Below are 17,411 nucleotides of genomic sequence, written 5' to 3'. Positions count from 1 at the left end.
TCCAGAGCGTGAAGGTTCTGTGTATGAGCCAATCATTGACCGTGCATACGGAAAATATGCGGCAGTATGTGGCTTGACGAACGCTTATGCTATTATCGGACCAAAGAACGGCGCTTGGTGAAATTGCAATTGTTGCGGGCACACAGCAAGGTGGTATGCCATGCTCAGACTTGAAGTCTGCGTCGGTTCCGAGTCGCTTGGTTGACGGCAAATGTGAAGTTTCTGGCTCGTCTCAAACTTATAGCCAAGACTAGTTTTCATAAATATAGTAAAATAGAGAGGTGAATAAATTTCGCCTCTCTTCTTCATATCAGCCCACGGGCGACCAGCCGCGAGCAATTGCTCAGTTGGTCGATGGTTTGGAAAAAGGTCAGCGCGAGCAAACTTTGCTGGGCGTGACTGGTTCAGGGAAGACGTTTACGATGGCGAATATTATCGCTAAGCGCAATGTGCCGACGCTGGTTTTGGCTCACAATAAGACTTTGGCGGCGCAACTTTTTTCTGAGTTTAAGGAATTTTTTCCGGACAATGAAGTCCATTATTTTGTTAGCTATTTTGATTACTACCAGCCAGAGGCGTACATCGCTTCAAGCGACACTTATATTGAGAAAGATTCGAAAATTAACGACGAAATTGATCGGCTTAGGCACGCTGCAACTTCTGCGCTGCTTACGCGCCGCGATGTAATTATCGTGGCGAGTGTGAGCTGTATTTACGGCATTGGTTCGCCAGAAACTTACGCCGATATGGCTATTAAATTGACCGTTGGTGAGCGCCGAGTTCAGGACAAGTTTATCCGCCTACTAACCGACATTCAGTATAAACGCAATGACATTGATTTTGCGCGCGGAACTTTTCGGGTGCGCGGCGATGTTGTGGATATTTTTCCGGCAGGTCAAGATACTGCGGTTCGCGTGGAATTCTTTGGCGATGAAATTGAGCGGCTGACGAAGATCGACCCTTTGACTGGCGAGATTTTGGATCGTCCAGACCAATTGACAATTTTCCCGTCCAGCCACTATTCGACGCCGCGTGAGCGAATTGAAAAAGCGATTGTTGGAATTGAGAATGAGTTTAATCAACGGCTGAAATGGTTTGAGGATAATGGCAAGTTTTTAGAGGCGCAAAGGCTAAGTCAGCGTACCAAATATGATTTGGAGATGTTGAAGGAAACTGGTTTTGTGAAGGGAATTGAGAATTATTCGCGCTATTTGACCGACCGAGAACCTGGCGAGCAGCCTGCGACTTTGATTGATTATTTTCCGGACGATTGGCTGCTTTTGGTTGACGAATCGCACATGACATTGCCGCAAGTTCGGGGAATGTACAACGGTGATCGTGCCCGTAAGGAAGTTTTGGTTGAGCATGGTTTTCGCCTTCCGAGCGCATTGGACAATCGCCCGCTTCGATTTGACGAGTTCAATCAGCATATTCATCAGGCAATTTATGTTTCCGCTACGCCGGGAGATTATGAACTTTCTCATTCGCCAAAGCCAGCTGAGCAGCTTATTCGACCGACTGGGCTGCTTGATCCGCCGATTGAAGTTCGACCGACCGACGGGCAGGTCGATGATTTGATGGAGGAAATTCGCCAGACGATTGCGAAAGGTCATCGCGTGTTGGTGACGACACTAACCAAGCGAATGGCGGAGGACTTGAGCGCTTATTTGACGGAAAACGGCGTGAGGACGGCGTATTTGCATAGCGAAATTGATACGCTGGAGCGTGGCGATATTCTGAAAGATTTGCGACTTGGAACGTATGATGTGCTGGTTGGAATTAATCTATTGCGTGAAGGTCTGGACCTTCCGGAGGTCAGTTTGGTGGCAATTATGGACGCCGACAAAGAAGGTTTCTTGCGTAGTGAGCAGGCGCTGATTCAGACGATTGGACGGGCGGCGCGGCACGTTGATGGGCGAGTTATTATGTATGGTGACAATGTTACGGACAGTATGCGTCGAGCAATTGATGAAACGAATCGACGTCGAGCGATCCAGCAGAAATATAACGAAGAGCATAATATTACGCCGCAAACTATTCAGAAGAAAATTGACGATGGTTTGCGCTCGATTATTCCGCAAAAAGAATCTGATAAAAAGCCAAAGCTCAACCTGAAGAAAATTCCAAAAGACGAATATCCGGCTTTGATTAAAGATCTGACGGCGCAAATGGAACTGCATAGCGCTAATTTGGAATTTGAAAAAGCGGCAGAACTGCGTGATTTAATTGCAGAAATTCGTCATACGATGTAGAATAAAAATATTATTAGATTAGGAGGGATTATGGCAACAAAAGAACAACCACAGCCAACAAACGTCGCGCAACCAGAAATGCCGATGCAACCAAATGCTTACCAAGCATATCCACAATACGCATATGAAGACCCAAATAAGGGCAAGGCAAAGATGCTAACTTTGGAATACGCTTTAGCAATGGGTTCGGCAATTGTTTCAATCATGTTGCTGATTGACATCATAACTAAGGTGTTTGGTCTGTGGACGAATTCAACATCAATGTTATTAAGAAGTGTTGGCGGATTTTTCGCGCCATCGATGGTAACTCAGGGAACGGGAATTATTGCAGCGTCAGTGTTTGCTGTGCTTTTGGCTGTATTGTCACTAGTTCTATTCTCTCGCGTATCAAAAGCTGTTCCGGAGCGTGAAGGCTACACAAAGCGAACAGCTTACAAATTGGTAACTTACGGCGGTTTGGCTGTTTTGATTATTCCAGCTGTTGACTTGGTTGCTCGATTGGTGAGTATTTTTATTAACTCATTGCTATTTATCGGCGTTGGTGACGGCGGCGAATTCTATAAGAGCTTGTACTTGGGTGAATTCTTGCCATACGCATTAGCTCTTGCAATTGTTGCTACTAGCGCTTACTTCATTTGCCAAATTGTCAAGGGACGCAATATGTCAAAGGCTTTGTCTTTGATGCTGATTGTGGCTTCTTCTGTCGTACTATTGACTGGCGCTATCACAATCGCCGTTAAGGCGCACGATACGGGCAGCTCAGTAAAGACTATTCCATCAGACTACAGTCCGCTTAAAAACTACCAAGATTACTCAATGTAATAAAACTTGGAAAAATAAAAGTCGCTCACTTTGATGGGCGGCTTTTTTTAGTGGTATAATATTGGTATGATAACTATTTCTACCAGCGATATTCAGCACTTGGCGAGTTTGAGTAGTCTGGCATTGACTGATGACGAAACCGATGGACTGCGCCAAGATTTGGAAAATATAATTGGCTATATTGAGCAGTTGGGCGAGCTTGATGTGTCGGGTGTTGAGCCGACTTATCAAGTTACGGGACTGAGCAATGTTTGGCGCGAAGATGAAGTTCAGGCGGGGATTCCTGTTGAGAAATTGCTCGATTTGGCGCCAGAAAAACAGAATAATCAAGTGAAAGTTCCGCAGGTATTGTAATGAGTAAGATTAGTGATTTTATTGGCAAGAGCGCGGTCGAGAACGTAAAAGAAGCATTGCGACGAGCGCGTGAAATTGAGGAATATAATGCGCTGCTTAGCTTGACGGAAGAGCGTGCGCTGGAGCGAGCAGAAAAAGTTGATGCTGGCGAGATTTCTGGACGATTGGCGGGCGTGCCATTTGTTGTGAAGGACAATTTTTTGGCGTTTGGTGCGCCAACAACTGCCGCTTCAAAAATGCTAGAAAACTTTAATGCGCCACTACAGGCGACGGCTGTTGAGAAATTGGAAGCGGAAGGTGCGATTTGCATCGGTAAGGCGAATTTGGATGCTTTTGCGCACGGCGGTTCGACGGAAAACTCGGCATTTGGCCCAACTAAGAACGCTGCAGATGAAACGCGAGTTGCTGGTGGATCATCTGGTGGATCGGCGGTAGTTACGGCGCTCGACGTGGTTCCGTTTGCGCTTGGTACAGATACTGGTGGTTCGATTCGTCAGCCAGCCAGCTTTAACGGAGTGGTTGGAATTAAGCCGACTTACGGAGCGGTTAGTCGTTATGGCGTAGTGGCGATGGCATCAAGTACGGACACGATTGGTTGTTTTGCTACGAATGCTGAAGATACTGATTTGGTGATGGAAATTATGGCTGGTCGCGATGATAAAGATATGACGACTTTGCCTGATTTTTGGAATAATCAGCCAGAATTTGCAAAGAAAAAAATAGGTCTAGTCAAGCAGTGTATGACTGATGACGTGGACGCGGAAGTTCGCCAAAAAACGCTTGATTATGCGGAGAAATTGAAGCAGCTTGGCTACGAAATTGAAGAAGTAGATTTGAGTATGATGCAACATTCTCTGGCGATGTATTACATAATTGTGCCGGCGGAATTGTCCTCGAATTTGGCGCGATATGACGGCGTGCGATATGGTCATCGAGCGGCGGAAGTAAAAACTTTGGCGGAACTTTACGGTCGCAGTCGAAATGAAGGTTTCATGACTGAAAATAAGCGACGAATTATGATAGGAAGTTTTGTATTGTCAAGTGGATTCTTTGACGCTTACTATATGCAGGCCCAAAAAGCCAGGACGTTGTTGATTGACGAATTTAAGAAGTTATTTACCGAATATGACGCGCTATTGATGCCGGTTGCGCCGACTCCTGCGTTTAAGATTGGGGAGAATGCTAGCGATCCGATAAAAATGTATTTGGCGGACATTATGACTGTGCCGGCAAGTTTGGCTGGACTTCCTGCGGTTGCCGCGCCAGCTGGAAATAGCGATGAAGGATTGCCAATTGGCGTGCAGCTTATTGGCGATTACAAGTCGGACAAGAACTTGCTGAAGCTAGTTTCGGAAGTGGAGAAGATTTGATGGACGGATTGATAGTCGCGATAGTTGTTGCGGCGTTGATTATCGGCGCCTTGCTGATGATTTTCATTCAATTGACTTCTCGTGGTCGCGGTCAAATTGACAAGGAAATGTATCAGAGGGTTTGGCGGCAAATTTTGCGCAATGTCGAAACCAGAAAATCGGAAAGTATGCAGATGGCGATAATGAAGGCGGACAAGTTGCTGGACAAAGCTATGCGCGACTGCGGCGTGGCTGGCGAGACGATGGGCGAACGTATGAAATCTCGCAAGGGATATTGGAGCGATGAAAATGGGCTTTGGGCGGCGCATAAATTGCGTAATCAAATTGCCCACGAAACCAACGTAACTGTAACTGCGCAGAGTTTTCGTCGAGCTATGGCGAGTTTTGAACAGGCATTAAAAGATTTGGGAGCATTATAATGAGTGTATATGACGATTATGAAATGACAATTGGTATCGAATGCCACGTTCAGCTGGCGACGAAAACCAAGCTATTTAGCCCGGCCGATAATGACGCTCGTGACGCTGAGCCGAATACTAAGACGCATCAGATTGACTTTGGTTTGCCGGGGATGTTGCCAGTTTTGAACAAGCACGCTGTTGAGTTGGCGGTTCGCGCTGGAAAAGCTTTGAATTCGCCGATTGCGCACGTTAGCCGATTTGATCGAAAGCATTATTTTTATCCAGATTTACCAAAGGGCTATCAGACTTCACAGATGTATAATCCGATTATTTTGGCTGGATATGTCGATGCGCCGCTGGAAGATGGTTCTTTGAAACGCGTGCGAATTGACCATGCTCACATGGAGGAAGATGCTGGTAAATTGACGCATCACGACGGCTATTCGTTGGTCGACCTTAACCGCGCTGGCACGCCGCTGATTGAGATTGTTTCTGAGCCAGATATGCATTCGGCCGAGGAAGCCAAAGCTTACGTTTCGGAACTTCATAAATTGATGGTTTACGCGGGCGTGACTTATGGCAATTTGTATCACGGAAATATGCGATTTGACGTTAATATTTCGGTGGCAAAGAAGGGTGCGACAGAGCTTGGAAAGCGCGCAGAAATTAAGAATCTCAATTCCTTCCGCAGTGTTGAAAGGGCCGCTGAGTACGAGTTCAAGCGCCAAGTCGATATCTTGGAGCGTGGCGAAGAAGTTGTTCAGGAAACCAGAGGCTGGAATGATGACAAGCAGATAACTATTTCTCAGAGGTCAAAGGAGGACGCGCAGGATTATCGTTATATGCCAGACCCAGATATTCCGCCAGTTGTGTTGACTGATGAGGTGATTGCTGGAATTCAGTCCAAAGTGCCGATGCTTCCGGGTGAATATAGGGAAAAATGGAGCGCGCTAAACTTGGACAAATCTGTTATCAATTCGCTTTTGTCTAATCAGGATTACGCCCAGATTACATTGGAAGTTCAGGAAAAGTCGGGCGAGGCTTCCGCTAAGCGAGTCGCGCATTGGTTTGCGAGCGCATTGACAGCTTCCGATAATGACACCAATGACGACAGTACGCAGACAATGCTATACGCCGCGCGTGGCAGTTGACGATTTGATAGAATTGGCTGAAATGACAGAGAAGTCTGAAGTTTCCAGCACGAATGCGAAGGAGTTATTCAATGAGCTTCTGGCTGGCGCGAAAAATCCGCGTAAGCTTGCCGAAGAGAAGAATTTGTTGCAGGTTTCTGATGAATCGGCGATTGCTGCAATCGTTGACGAAGTTCTGAATGATCCAGCTTCGGCGGCTTCAATTGCAGATATCAAGGCTGGAAAAGATAAGGCTATTGGCTATTTGGTTGGACAAGTCATGAAGAAGTCTAAGGGTCAAGCCAACCCAAGCCTTGCTCAAAAACTGATTCGCGAAAGACTTTAGAATTGCTGAAATAATAGGGAATAGGAGCTGAAATATGAGAAAACCAACTAAAGCTATCATCGCCGCTGCCGGTTTTGGTACGCGATTTTTGCCGCAAACTAAAGCCATGCCAAAGGAGATGTTGCCGCTGATTGATAAGCCGATTATTCAATACGTCGTCGAGGAATTGGTCGAAGCTGGCATTAAAGATATCATTATTATCGGTAGCGCGAATAAGCGAGCAATCGAGGACCATTTTGACGAGCCGAATGAAGAACTTTTGGCTAATTTGCGCGCTGGCGGTCCTAAAAAACAGCCGTTCATTGACGCGGTGCAGAATTTGGCTGAGATGGCGAACTTTATTTATATTCGCCAGAAAGGTCCGTACGGCAACGCAACGCCTTTGGCTTGTGCTTCGCATTTGATTCATCATGACGAGCCTGTGATTTACACATTTGCGGATGACTTTATTGCGGCTAGTCCAAGTCGTTTCAAGCAGATGATTGAGGCGTCAGAAAGCCTTGGACGGAGCGGTTCTGTCGTGTAAGAAAATCACCGATGATGCGGAGTTTGATCGTTATGGAGTCATCAATGGTCAAGGAGTGAAAGACGGCGTTATAAAAATGACGAATATCGTTGAAAAGCCGGGCAAGGAGAACGCGCCTTCTGATTTGGCGAGCGTCAGTAGCTATTTACTTCCGGGCGAGATTTTTGGCTATCTAGACAAAGCCAAGGAAGAATTTGACGGCAACGGCGAGTTTACAATTCAGCCAATTATGCAACAAATGATTGACGACGGATTTGATTTCTACGGCGTGGAGATTACGAACGGCACTTATTATGACACTGGCGACAAATTGGAATATCTAAAAACGGTGATCGACTTTGGATTGCGTGATCCTAACTTTGGTGATAAATTACGTGCTCATCTGACGGATCGTCTAAAATAATGTATAATAAATAGCATGAACGGATTGCTTATTATATTAGTGATTTTGATGGTGATTTTTGTCATCATGATGATCGCTATGACAATTTCTATCATCAAATTAACGCGTCAAATTCGCCAAACTCAGCAGAACGTGGAGGCGATAAGTCAGCGAATTGCTAACTTAAATGGAATTGTAAGTACGGTTTCAATTGGCGTGGAGCTAGCCAAAAGCTTCGCTTCAAAGAGCGGATTTTTCTCGAAATTTTTCTCAAAGAAGAAGGTAAAAAAAGAGTGAAAAAGTCAGCCAAAGAACAGTCAAATAAGCTAGCAAAAAAAGTCGTTCGTGATAACGAAAATGGTGCCCGTCAGGCGATTTTGGAGGATTTGTTCTTTGATTTTCATAAATCTCGCCACCAAGTTTACTGGGTGAATTTTGTTCGCGGAATTTTCTTTGGCCTGGGAAGTGCTTTGGGCGCGACGTTATTGATTGCGATATTGATTTGGATTTTGGGGCAATTTGCCGACATTTTCCCGCCGTTGGCTGATTTTATCAACCACTTAATTGAGACAATGCAACGTCGTCAATAGCGTGCTATAATTGTTATTAATGACTGAGGGGACAAGCGAACAATCATCGTCGGCGGCTTTGAAGCCGTCGGATTTCGTGCATCTTCATAATCACACTTTTCACTCGGTGCTGGACGGATTGACTAAGATTCATGACTTGGTCGATAAGGTTAAGGAGCTCGGAATGGAGGCTGCTGCCGTAACTGATCACGGCACGATGAGTGGTATTTTGGACTATTATAAGACCGCCAAAAAAGCTGGCATTAAGCCGATTATCGGAATTGAAACTTACGTGGCGACTCGTTCGCGATTTGATCGCGATCCAGGTAAAGATAAGCAGCGTTTTCACTTGACTGTGCTTGCGATGAACAATACAGGTTTTCACAATCTGATGAAGTTGTCGACGCGCGCCAATTTGGAGGGAATGTATTATAAGCCGCGAATTGACCATGATTTGCTGGAGGAATTGAATGAGGGATTGATTGTCCTGAGTGGTTGTGCAAGTGGTGAAATTGGCGTGGCGTTGAAAGAGGACGATTATGATCGCGCTCGTGATATTGCCAAATGGTATAAGTCAATTTTTGGCGATCGTTATTATTTGGAGCTGCAGGACCACGGACATCCGAAGTCGAATACGCACTGGGATGTGCAGGCGAAGATCAACGAGGGCTTGATTAAGCTTTCAAAAGAGCTTGGTATTGAAATGGTGGTGACTTGTGATGGTCACTATTTGACGCACGAATATCAAGACGCGCACGAAATTTTGCTTTGTGTCGGGACTGGTTCGTATCTTAGTGATGAAAAGCGAATGAGCTTGAAGGATTTTGAGCTTCACTTGACAGATCCGCGCGATATTATCGATCACTGGGGCGAGGAATTTCCTGAAGTTATTCGCAACACGAAAAAAATAGCTGATCGCTGTGACGTTGAGATTGAGCTTGGGCGAATTCTTATTCCAAAATATCCATTGCCAGACGGCGAGAATGAACATTCGTATCTGCTTAGATTGACATATCAAGGTTTGTTGCAGCGTTACAATGGAGCTTCGAAGGAGGAGGCTGAAAAGTTGGATCCTGACGAGATTATTCCGAAGCTGTCTGATGAGGTTCGTGAGCGCGCTGAGATGGAGCTTGGCGTGATGGGAAATATGGGCTATGAAGGTTATTTCTTGATCGTCCAGGATTTTATCAACTGGGGAAAATCTCAAGGAATTGTTTTTGGTCCTGGGCGTGGTAGTGCGGCTGGCTCGATTATTGCGTATGCATTGAACATTACAGATCTTGATCCTCTAAAATATGGTTTGCTGTTTGAGCGATTCCTTAATCCTGATCGTATTTCTATGCCCGACATCGACGTTGATATTCAGGATACGCGTCGCGATGAAGTGATTGAATATTGTGCGAAAAAATATGGCGAGGATCACGTCAGTAATATCGCAACGTTCGGCAAGATGTTTGGTCGTATGGCAGTGCGTGATGTTGCCAGGGTTTTGGAAGTTCCGTACGCTGAGAGCGACCGCTTGGCGAAGTTAGTTCCGCCGCCAAACCAGGGGCGACATATTCCGTTATCTGTGAGTATTAAAGAAGATGCGGATCTTCGGAATGAATATGAAAATAATCCGACTGCCAAGGAAGTTTTGGACTATGCAATTCAGTTGGAAGGGACGATTCGTAGCCACGGCGTTCATGCTTGTGGTGTGGTGATTGCGCCAGATACGTTGGTCAATTATATTCCGCTTGAAATGGCGCAAAAGGGCGTGGTGGCAACTCAGTTCCCGATGGGCGAGGTTGAAGAGTTGGGTCTATTGAAGATGGACTTTTTGGGGCTTTCGAACCTTACGATTATCAATAACGCCATGAGGATTATCCGAAAAGCTTACAAGAAAGAAATTAATCTTTCGGAGTTGCCGCTTGATGATAAAAAGACCTATGAGCTGTTTCAGCGCGGCGACACGACTGGCGTATTCCAGTTGGAATCGGCGGGAATGAAGCGATATTTGCGCGGACTGAAGCCGACTACGTTTGAAGATATTATTGCTATGGTGGCTCTTTATCGTCCGGGTCCGATGCAGTTTATTGACAGCTTTATTAGGCGTAAACACGGCGAAGAAGAGATAACTTATTTGCATTCCGGAATGAAAAACTCGCTGAAAAATACTTACGGAATTTTGGTCTATCAGGAGCAGTTTATGCAGATTTCTAAGGAATGGTGTGGATTTACTGGCGGTCAGGCTGACACATTGCGTATTGCTGTTGGTAAGAAGAAAATTGACTTGATGAAAAAGGTCAAGCCTGAATTCGTCGAGGGTGCGGTTAAAGTTGGTGGCGCAACTAAGGAGCTTGCGGAAACTTTCTGGACTCAGCTGGAGGAATTCGCTAACTATTGTTTCAATAAGTCGCACGCCGCTTGTTATGGTTTTGATTGCTTATTGGACGGCTTATTTGAAGGCGCATTATCACCTGACGCGCGTTTATGGCGGCGCTTATGACTAGTGACCATGATGACACTGATCGTTTGGCGATTGAAATCACTGAATGTAAGCACATGGGAATTAGTGTGCTTAGTCTTGATGTAAACGAGTCGTTCGTTGAGTTTGCTGTGGTGCCGAATGAGAATAAAATTCGTTTTGGAATGTCTGCGGTGAAGGGCGTTGGTGTTGTTGCGGTACCCGTCGAGGAAGTTCTGCGGGCGCGCGAAGATGGGCCGTTTACGTCGGTTGAGGATTTTGTTAGGCGTGTTTCAACCAGTAAGTTCGCCCGAAAAGCTTGGGAGTCGTTTATTAAATCTGGTGCGTTTGATGATATGGGCGATCGATCTGATTTGCTATTCAATCTGGATTCCATTACGTCATTTGCGTCCAAGCTCCAAAAAGAAGCCGCCAGTGGGGCAGACCAATTTGTTTGGAATGTTGGGTGGCGATGATGCGGCGAGTGTCCAATCGTTTCTTCATCTCCAGAAGGCTCCTGTGAAACATGATGATAAAGAGCGCTTGATGTGGGAGCGAGAATTGTTGGGGTTGTATATCTCGGCGCATCCGCTTGATAGATATGAAACGTATTTGAGCGAGCAAACTCAACCATTGACGCAATTAGTTCCTGAGTACGACAGTCGAATGATGACGGTTGGGGGAATTATTAGCACGGTTCGTACAATTGTCACAAAAAGCGGTTCGAAGATGGCGTTTGTGGGAATTGAGGACAAGTTCGGCGAGGGCGAGATAATCGTCTTTCCAAATCTGTATGAAAAAGTTGGTGCTAAGCTGGTTCAGGATGCGGTGATTCGAGTTTCTGGTAAAAATTCAGCGCGAGATCGTGACGGAAATTTGGGCAATGAAAGTAAGCTAATTGCCGATGATATTATTGCGATTACGGATAACGATATCAATGGCTATGAGTCGACTGGCCGTAAAATGGAAGCGCCAAAAATTAGCTCTGCTGTAAAAAAAGAGCGCCGTGAAGCTTATCGTAATCAGAAAAATGGAACTTCTCCGAAGTCTGCCGTAAAGAATGACGCCGCCAAACCGCAGCCAAAAACTCATTCGGCGCCTGTTAATGTTGCGCCAGAAATTCCCGCCTCAAAGTTATTTGTGTATATTAAAGACCCGAATGACCATTCGCGGTTGGTGAAAATGAAGTCTGTTTGCGGCGAGAATGCTGGCACGACTGACGTGGTTTTGGTACTGGGCGAGAAAGAAAAATCAGCCATGCGCCTGCCGTTTAAGGTGGATGCTAATGATAACCTATTAAGCCAATTAAAAAACACTCTGGGTGAAGAGTGTGTAGTTCTAAAGTGATAGTTAGCCCGCTGACAGAGGCCTCAGCCGGAGCTGATTGCTCTAGGCGGGCTAACTATCAGCGGGACTTGTCCCCCTTTAGTTTTTCCGCTATGTTCGTTTGTACGTGCCAATGAGCACGTAGCGAACAGTGTGGCAGTCGCTGTAGCATACAAACTGCCGCTGATATTGACCAGGGCAATATCGGTGAGCAGAACTACCATGTAGTAGGCGAAGAACAGTAACAGCCATGGTGCCGACGCGATGGCTAGTGCATGCACTTCTCGACTAACTCCTCGAGGGAGATGTGTGGGCATACCACGCGATGTACATGGCCGCTATGATCGTGATGATGAAGAAGATGTCCATTCATTGTCCATTTCCCTTTTGTTGTGTGGGACTACTTTCTCTGGGGGATTCCAGAGAAAGCTCATATAAATATAACACATATGGTTAATAAAGTCAATAAGTAGACTTGAGGGATTTATTTATTCGTTGTTGAGATTATTTTATCCTCGGGAAAATCAGTCCGAACAGCGCAATTCCTGTTGCGACCGACACGTTGAATGATTCTTTTTGACCGAACATCGGGATTTCTACGGTGAAATCGCAGTTGTCCAAAAGCTCCGACGTGATTCCGTGGACTTCTTCTCCGAGTAGCAGCGCAAATTTTTCAGGCGGCTGAAATTCTGGCAACATCACACTATCTTTTGATTGCTCCAGCGCGATAATTGGCAAGTTTTCTGTTCGCTGATTTTCTTTAATCCAATCATTGATATCCTCGTAAAACTCAAACGGCACCAAACTTTCCGCACCCAAAGCAGTTTTATGAATTTGGCTGGTGATTTTTTCGCGAATATGCGGCAGGCGAGGATCTTCAGATCGAATTTCTCCATCGACAAGCGCACAAGCAGGCGCCTTGCTACATAAACTCAATTCTGGATACGGCGTGTAGCCACTAAGAATAATCTTTTTTATGCCAAATCCTTCGGCTGTGCGAAAAATTGCCCCAACATTATGCGTCGAGCGAATATTGTGGACTAACAGAGTAATTTCTGGATTCATATCACTATTATATCACTCGTCAAACCGTAAGCTTTTTGGTATAATTTTCATATGGACGAAGATAAAATTCAGGCGCGACGCCGTGAGCAAGATGAGGAAGCTACTCGTCGTCGAGCGTCAATTTTAGGACTTCAATATCTTGATGGGCGGGAATTTGAAGATACTTTACCTTTACTTAAGGGTGTTTTGACGATAGAAGAGATGTATAAAGGCAGGTTGGTCCCGTTAGCCTTTAATGAGGAGGACCAGTCTTATCGATTTGGTGTTACGTCGCAAACTTCTGAGTCGTTGATGAAGCGGATGCGAGATCAGTATGTTGAAAATGGCAAGCGAATTTTCTTCTTTCTTAATTTCTGGTTCGGCGTTTCGGTCAATTATGCTCAGGTTTGATCCGCCGAAAAAAGTGATTTACGATAATATTGAAATTGCTATGGAAGGTGATAGCGATACTCTGGCGCAGGTTACTCAGACTTTGGCTTCTGTGGGTACGAATGATGTGTTTAATTATTTTGATTGACCAAGCGGATTTGTTGGGCGCGTCGGATATTCATATTGAGAATCAGCGTGAGTCGATTCGAATTCGTATGCGTGTTGACGGAGCTTTGCATACGGTGGCGGAACTTAGCAGGGATAGATATCGAGTGATTATGGCGACTTTGGCGTCGCGTGCGAATATTTCTACCGCTTCCAGAGAGCCTCAATCTGGGCATATGCAGCAGGAAATTCATAGAGATGGCGTATCGCATGTGCTGAATTTGCGCGTGGAAGCCGTGATGACGGTGTATGGCTTGGACTTGGTGCTTCGATTGTTTAATTTCGATGAGTCAATGTTGAATTTGGATCTATTGAGTATTTCAAAGAAAGAGCGCGAGCAAATTGATGAAGTTATTTCTCATCCGCGCGGGATGTTGTTGATGGTTGGTCCAACTGGTTCGGGAAAATCTACGACGTTATATAGCATTCTTAATGCTCTTAATACGCCAGATCGAAAGATTATTACACTGGAAGATCCTGTAGAAAATACGATTCCTGGGATTGCTCAGATTCCAATTGATACGACAAATGGACAGAGGTTTGCTGACGGTTTGCGTAGTGTTTTGCGTCTTGACCCAGACGTGGTGATGGTTGGTGAGATTCGCGACAATGAAACTGCGAAGACTGCAATTCAGGCGTCAATTACGGGACACTTGGTATTGTCTAGCTTTCACGCCAATTCGACTGCGGCGGCTTTTAGTCGTATGATCGATATGATTGGGCAAAACCCGATTTTTAGCTCGGTGGTTCGGCTGGTGATTGCTCTACAGCGACTGGTGAGGAGATTGTGGGATGATATGCAAGGAAGAATATGAGCCAGATGAGTCGACTGCGTAAGTGCGGGTGAAAGTAGGTTTTGAAGGATTTGCTAGAGAATGTTGATTGCCCAGATTTGGATACGTTTAAGCTTTCGGCGTGCGGTGCCGACGGACGACGTGCCGTTTGGTTATAAGGGGCGAATTTCGGTAATGGAGCAACTGGTCGTGAGTGAGAATATTCAGAAATTCTTGCGCGGCGATGTTGAGGATGTTTACACGGAAGCGATTGGAGAGGGCTGCAAAAGAAGATGGTATGGTGACGCTACTTCAGGCTGGCGTGTTGAAGCGGCTCTTCGTGGTGAAACGACATTAGAAGAAGTTAGTAGAGTAATATAATTGACTTTATAGCCATAAACTGATAAGATATTAGTTTATGAGCGAAAGACAACGGGATGGTTATGTTGTTAAAGATAAACTATCTCATACAGAAGATCTGAATAAAAACTACATAAGTCAAATTATAGATTATGTAAAGCTTATTATTAAGCATGTACCGTTTCTTGTTGAAGGTGAGGAGTTGCGCGGTGAATATCAAGAATCTTATGGGAAGGTTCTTGGGTTGTTTCAGCAAATTGAGGAGGAGTATAACGGGCTTTCAGATTGCATAGAGATAGATTTTGATATAGAGGAAGTCAAAGAATCATTAACAAGTATATTTAATGGAGCATACGAGAAATTTATAAGGGAAAATCTTAGTGTAGTTTTTCCCGAAAAGCTGGCGGAAGTGAATATTCCAGAATTTTGCCAAGCTGAAGAGTATGCTATTCCCGACGTAAGACGATGGCAGCACGCTAATAAAATAATTAGTCCTGAACTTGCAGATCGTGAATATATGGACTTTATCGCAGAGGCAAGGGAGGCTGTGACTAAGAGCCTTACTAAGGATGAGGCTTTTGGTTTACCTGATGATTTTACAATTACTAGACCTGAATACATTCCAGGTAATGATGGCAAGATGGAGTTGAGTAGTTTACTGGAAGACTTTGAGCGTCGGAAACTTGAAGAGGTTGAAGATGAGGAATGCAATGGTATTAATCCTGAGGGTGATTTAAAATTTGCCAACAGAGTTCTTAAGTTTATAAAATCCATAAAATTGCCAAGCGAAGAGGAACTAGCCAAGCAGTATAAAGAAGCGACAATTAAGGAAAACAGTCCAGTGGTTCGTAGCCTTGCTGAATCTATGGCTAAAGAGCATCTGAGTGAGTCTTTAGACGACGCCCTGAAGGTGCTTTCGGAGAAATTGAATAGCTATGAAGTGGCACCTGAAATTGCGGGTAAATCTTTGAAAAAAGCCACTAAGAAGAAAAGGTCAAACAAACCGAAGTTGAGAGTTGAAGAAGGACTCTCAGCCGGTAGAAGTTGGATTGAAGGCGGGAGATGCTGTGATACTTGATAGCGAGACGTTTCCGTGGCTTAAAGAAGATTCTATTGTGGATGTACTGCATGTTGAGCAGGGCAGTAATGGCACTGTGGTTGCAGTAGTCGACGCGCGTACTGAAGAGGCTAAAAAGATTGAACATAAAATGGCTGGATATGAAAACGACGAGAAGAAGCAGCGTATTCTGCCTATTATTAAGGATAAATTAATTATGGCCGCAAAATGTGTGGCAACTTCAGAAGATAATTCTATCGGGTTGCCGATTGGCTTAAAGAACAAATTAAAAGAGCTTTATCCGTTTATAATTTACGCCTGGAAAGATCAAACGCATAACGCCAAGAGGGTTTATATGTCAAAAGTCAGCGTTGAAGATATGTCCGATGAAAGTGAGACTAAAAAATCTCTTCAGGAAGCTGGAGTGACTGAATTGGTTTTATTTTTGGGAGCTTGCGACAAACAGAACCAGGAATCGTTAGTGGCTCTGTTTATGGATGGAGACTCTCGTGATGCAGCTAAGTACGGTGCTGGTGCTTAGGCTTATCTAATGACATTCGCAACAGCTTCAACAACACCTTCATCAAATGCGGTTGGGACGACTTTATCGACGGTTGGATTTTCGACCAGGTTAGCTAGTGCTTCAGCGGCCGCCAATTTGTGCTGATCGGTGATTTTCTTAACTCCGTGATCTAATGCGCCGCGGAAAATTCCAGGGAAGGCTAGGGAGTTGTTGACCTGGTTTGGGAAGTCGCTACGACCTGTGCCGATGATTGCGACGCCGGCTTGTTTGGCGACATCTGGCATAATTTCTGGAACAGGATTTGCTAGTGCGAATACGATTGGATCTTTCGCCATTTTTTGGACTAATTCTGGAGTGAGAAGTCCTGCGCGCGATACGCCGATGAATACGTCTGCGTCGGTGATGGCGTCTTCAATTGAGCCGGATTGCTGTTGCGTCGACGTATTCCAATAGCGCGGTTTTTTCAGCGTTCAAATCTGTGCGTGATTTTCCGACAATTCCTCGGCTATCCACCGCTACGATGTTTTTTGCTCCGTAAAGATTTAACAATTTGATGATTGCTGTGCCAGCTGCGCCTGCGCCGATGACTACGAATTTGCAATCCGCCAGGTTTCGTCCTGTCAATTTAGCGGCGTTAATTAAGCCCGCCAACACAACGACAGCCGTGCCGTGTTGGTCGTCGTGGAAGACTGGAATATCTAATTCTGCCTTCAATCGCTCTTCAATTTCAAAACATTTTGGTGCGGCGATATCTTCGAGGTTGATGGCGCCGAAACTTGGCGCGATGGCTTTAACTGTGGCAATGATTTCTTCTGGTTCGTGAACGTCTAATACAATTGGCACGGCGTCGACATCGGCAAAATGCTTAAATAGCAAAGCTTTTCCTTCCATGACTGGCATGGCGGCTTTTGGTCCCAAATTGCCCAAGCCCAAAATTGCTGAGCCGTCTGAGATTACGGCGACTAAATTGTTTGTCCAAGTGTATTTTGGTAAATCGGCTGGATTTTCGGCAATTGCTTGACTGACTGCGCCGACGCCAGGGCTGTAATAAGCGCTAAGCTTGTCGCGATTAAGCTCCTCTTTATCTCTGAGGCTAGTCGTAATTTTACCTTTGTATTTTTCGTGTAGTTCGAGTGCTAATTTATTGTAATCCATAACTATATTATACTCCAATT

At 45.1% G+C, this 17,411-nt stretch carries 23 protein-coding genes; 20 read left to right on the top strand and 3 right to left on the bottom strand.

What is annotated here, in order from left to right; genetic code table 11:
- Positions 1–86 precede the first annotated feature (86 nt).
- The 15 genes from KOY49_RS03130 (at position 87) to KOY49_RS03065 (ending at position 11,945) form a co-directional block, all read left to right on the top strand.
- On the top strand, positions 87–254 hold the full coding sequence (locus KOY49_RS03130) for a hypothetical protein (protein WP_232735961.1): 168 nt from the start codon (positions 87–89) through the stop codon (positions 252–254).
- A 27-nt stretch (positions 255–281) separates the two neighbouring features.
- Entirely contained in the window at positions 282–2,252 is a 1,971-nt protein-coding gene (uvrB, locus tag KOY49_RS03125; RefSeq protein ID WP_129637263.1) for an excinuclease ABC subunit UvrB, read from the top strand.
- Between the two features lie 30 nt (positions 2,253–2,282).
- Positions 2,283–3,074 (top strand): hypothetical protein, encoded by a 792-nt coding sequence (locus KOY49_RS03120; RefSeq protein WP_232735960.1) that lies wholly within the window; start codon positions 2,283–2,285, stop codon positions 3,072–3,074.
- A gap of 66 nt (positions 3,075–3,140) precedes the next feature.
- Positions 3,141–3,428, top strand: a complete 288-nt coding sequence (gene gatC / locus KOY49_RS03115) for an Asp-tRNA(Asn)/Glu-tRNA(Gln) amidotransferase subunit GatC (protein ID WP_129631181.1) — start codon at positions 3,141–3,143, stop codon at positions 3,426–3,428.
- Positions 3,428–4,798: an Asp-tRNA(Asn)/Glu-tRNA(Gln) amidotransferase subunit GatA gene (gatA, locus tag KOY49_RS03110; RefSeq protein ID WP_232735959.1), complete on the top strand. Its 1,371-nt coding sequence runs from the start codon at positions 3,428–3,430 to the stop codon at positions 4,796–4,798. The genes gatC and gatA overlap by 1 nt, the downstream gene beginning before the upstream one ends.
- Positions 4,798–5,217: a hypothetical protein gene (locus KOY49_RS03105; protein WP_129637596.1), complete on the top strand. Its 420-nt coding sequence runs from the start codon at positions 4,798–4,800 to the stop codon at positions 5,215–5,217. Before gatA ends, KOY49_RS03105 begins: the two co-directional genes overlap by 1 nt.
- A complete protein-coding gene (gene gatB / locus KOY49_RS03100) occupies positions 5,217–6,350 on the top strand; it encodes an Asp-tRNA(Asn)/Glu-tRNA(Gln) amidotransferase subunit GatB (protein ID WP_232735958.1) in 1,134 nt (377 codons plus the stop codon). The genes KOY49_RS03105 and gatB overlap by 1 nt, the downstream gene beginning before the upstream one ends.
- Entirely contained in the window at positions 6,340–6,675 is a 336-nt protein-coding gene (locus KOY49_RS03095; RefSeq protein ID WP_232735957.1) for an Asp-tRNA(Asn)/Glu-tRNA(Gln) amidotransferase subunit GatB, read from the top strand. Before gatB ends, KOY49_RS03095 begins: the two co-directional genes overlap by 11 nt.
- A gap of 34 nt (positions 6,676–6,709) precedes the next feature.
- Positions 6,710–7,201, top strand: coding sequence for a sugar phosphate nucleotidyltransferase (locus KOY49_RS05030; RefSeq protein WP_269802129.1), 492 nt, complete (start codon positions 6,710–6,712; stop codon positions 7,199–7,201).
- A complete protein-coding gene (locus tag KOY49_RS05025; RefSeq protein ID WP_269802128.1) occupies positions 7,176–7,604 on the top strand; it encodes a sugar phosphate nucleotidyltransferase in 429 nt (142 codons plus the stop codon). Before KOY49_RS05030 ends, KOY49_RS05025 begins: the two co-directional genes overlap by 26 nt.
- Positions 7,605–7,619: 15 nt before the next feature.
- On the top strand, positions 7,620–7,880 hold the full coding sequence (locus KOY49_RS03085; RefSeq protein WP_232735956.1) for a hypothetical protein: 261 nt from the start codon (positions 7,620–7,622) through the stop codon (positions 7,878–7,880).
- A complete protein-coding gene (locus tag KOY49_RS03080) occupies positions 7,877–8,173 on the top strand; it encodes a DUF5665 domain-containing protein (RefSeq protein ID WP_232735955.1) in 297 nt (98 codons plus the stop codon). Before KOY49_RS03085 ends, KOY49_RS03080 begins: the two co-directional genes overlap by 4 nt.
- A gap of 19 nt (positions 8,174–8,192) precedes the next feature.
- Positions 8,193–10,640 (top strand): DNA polymerase III subunit alpha, encoded by a 2,448-nt coding sequence (gene dnaE / locus KOY49_RS03075; protein WP_232735954.1) that lies wholly within the window; start codon positions 8,193–8,195, stop codon positions 10,638–10,640.
- Entirely contained in the window at positions 10,625–11,074 is a 450-nt protein-coding gene (locus KOY49_RS03070) for a helix-hairpin-helix domain-containing protein (RefSeq protein WP_232735953.1), read from the top strand. Before dnaE ends, KOY49_RS03070 begins: the two co-directional genes overlap by 16 nt.
- Positions 11,034–11,945, top strand: a complete 912-nt coding sequence (locus KOY49_RS03065) for an OB-fold nucleic acid binding domain-containing protein (RefSeq protein ID WP_232735952.1) — start codon at positions 11,034–11,036, stop codon at positions 11,943–11,945. Before KOY49_RS03070 ends, KOY49_RS03065 begins: the two co-directional genes overlap by 41 nt.
- Positions 11,946–12,428: 483 nt before the next feature.
- Here the strand turns inward: KOY49_RS03065 and KOY49_RS03060 are convergent, their stop codons facing one another.
- Positions 12,429–12,989 carry a TrmH family RNA methyltransferase gene (locus KOY49_RS03060; RefSeq protein WP_232735951.1) on the bottom strand — a complete coding sequence of 187 codons (561 nt, stop codon included), beginning with the start codon at positions 12,987–12,989 and terminating at the stop codon, positions 12,429–12,431.
- Between the two features lie 51 nt (positions 12,990–13,040).
- On the opposite strand from KOY49_RS03060, the gene KOY49_RS03055 reads away from it, so the two are divergent.
- The 5 genes from KOY49_RS03055 to KOY49_RS03035 all read left to right on the top strand — a co-directional run bounded on the left by KOY49_RS03055 (position 13,041) and on the right by KOY49_RS03035 (position 16,254).
- Entirely contained in the window at positions 13,041–13,379 is a 339-nt protein-coding gene (locus KOY49_RS03055) for a hypothetical protein (RefSeq protein WP_232735950.1), read from the top strand.
- Positions 13,380–13,480: 101 nt separating this feature from the next.
- A complete protein-coding gene (locus KOY49_RS03050) occupies positions 13,481–14,338 on the top strand; it encodes a GspE/PulE family protein (protein ID WP_232735949.1) in 858 nt (285 codons plus the stop codon).
- Between the two features lie 60 nt (positions 14,339–14,398).
- A complete protein-coding gene (locus KOY49_RS03045) occupies positions 14,399–14,677 on the top strand; it encodes a hypothetical protein (RefSeq protein ID WP_232735948.1) in 279 nt (92 codons plus the stop codon).
- A 37-nt stretch (positions 14,678–14,714) separates the two neighbouring features.
- On the top strand, positions 14,715–15,734 hold the full coding sequence (locus KOY49_RS03040) for a hypothetical protein (RefSeq protein ID WP_232735947.1): 1,020 nt from the start codon (positions 14,715–14,717) through the stop codon (positions 15,732–15,734).
- A complete protein-coding gene (locus KOY49_RS03035; RefSeq protein ID WP_232735946.1) occupies positions 15,724–16,254 on the top strand; it encodes a hypothetical protein in 531 nt (176 codons plus the stop codon). The genes KOY49_RS03040 and KOY49_RS03035 overlap by 11 nt, the downstream gene beginning before the upstream one ends.
- A 2-nt stretch (positions 16,255–16,256) precedes the next feature.
- On the opposite strand, the gene KOY49_RS05255 is transcribed toward KOY49_RS03035, so the two are convergent.
- Positions 16,257–16,619, bottom strand: a complete 363-nt coding sequence (locus KOY49_RS05255) for a malic enzyme-like NAD(P)-binding protein (protein WP_332873941.1) — start codon at positions 16,617–16,619, stop codon at positions 16,257–16,259.
- A gap of 28 nt (positions 16,620–16,647) precedes the next feature.
- A complete protein-coding gene (locus KOY49_RS03030; protein ID WP_332873890.1) occupies positions 16,648–17,391 on the bottom strand; it encodes an NAD(P)-dependent malic enzyme in 744 nt (247 codons plus the stop codon).
- Positions 17,392–17,411: the final 20 nt, after the last annotated feature.

It is taken from the genome of Candidatus Minimicrobia vallesae (assembly GCF_018866205.1).
Classification (GTDB): Bacteria; Patescibacteriota; Saccharimonadia; order Saccharimonadales; family Saccharimonadaceae; genus Nanosynbacter; species Nanosynbacter vallesae.
The sequence above is the reverse complement of the archived record's forward strand: the minus strand, read 5'-3'. Positions and strand labels throughout refer to the sequence as shown.

Coding starts and splice junctions, on each gene's coding strand:
- KOY49_RS03130 (WP_232735961.1), top strand. CDS start 87: ATGCTATTATCGGACCAAAGAACGGCGCTTGGTGAAATTGCAATTGTT.
- KOY49_RS03120 (WP_232735960.1), top strand. CDS start 2,283: ATGGCAACAAAAGAACAACCACAGCCAACAAACGTCGCGCAACCAGAA.
- gatC (WP_129631181.1), top strand. CDS start 3,141: ATGATAACTATTTCTACCAGCGATATTCAGCACTTGGCGAGTTTGAGT.
- gatA (WP_232735959.1), top strand. CDS start 3,428: ATGAGTAAGATTAGTGATTTTATTGGCAAGAGCGCGGTCGAGAACGTA.
- KOY49_RS03105 (WP_129637596.1), top strand. CDS start 4,798: ATGGACGGATTGATAGTCGCGATAGTTGTTGCGGCGTTGATTATCGGC.
- gatB (WP_232735958.1), top strand. CDS start 5,217: ATGAGTGTATATGACGATTATGAAATGACAATTGGTATCGAATGCCAC.
- KOY49_RS05030 (WP_269802129.1), top strand. CDS start 6,710: ATGAGAAAACCAACTAAAGCTATCATCGCCGCTGCCGGTTTTGGTACG.
- KOY49_RS03085 (WP_232735956.1), top strand. CDS start 7,620: ATGAACGGATTGCTTATTATATTAGTGATTTTGATGGTGATTTTTGTC.
- dnaE (WP_232735954.1), top strand. CDS start 8,193: ATGACTGAGGGGACAAGCGAACAATCATCGTCGGCGGCTTTGAAGCCG.
- KOY49_RS03070 (WP_232735953.1), top strand. CDS start 10,625: ATGGCGGCGCTTATGACTAGTGACCATGATGACACTGATCGTTTGGCG.
- KOY49_RS03060 (WP_232735951.1), bottom strand. CDS start 12,989: ATGAATCCAGAAATTACTCTGTTAGTCCACAATATTCGCTCGACGCAT.
- KOY49_RS03055 (WP_232735950.1), top strand. CDS start 13,041: ATGGACGAAGATAAAATTCAGGCGCGACGCCGTGAGCAAGATGAGGAA.
- KOY49_RS03050 (WP_232735949.1), top strand. CDS start 13,481: ATGATGTGTTTAATTATTTTGATTGACCAAGCGGATTTGTTGGGCGCG.
- KOY49_RS03045 (WP_232735948.1), top strand. CDS start 14,399: ATGTTGATTGCCCAGATTTGGATACGTTTAAGCTTTCGGCGTGCGGTG.
- KOY49_RS03040 (WP_232735947.1), top strand. CDS start 14,715: ATGAGCGAAAGACAACGGGATGGTTATGTTGTTAAAGATAAACTATCT.
- KOY49_RS03030 (WP_332873890.1), bottom strand. CDS start 17,391: ATGGATTACAATAAATTAGCACTCGAACTACACGAAAAATACAAAGGT.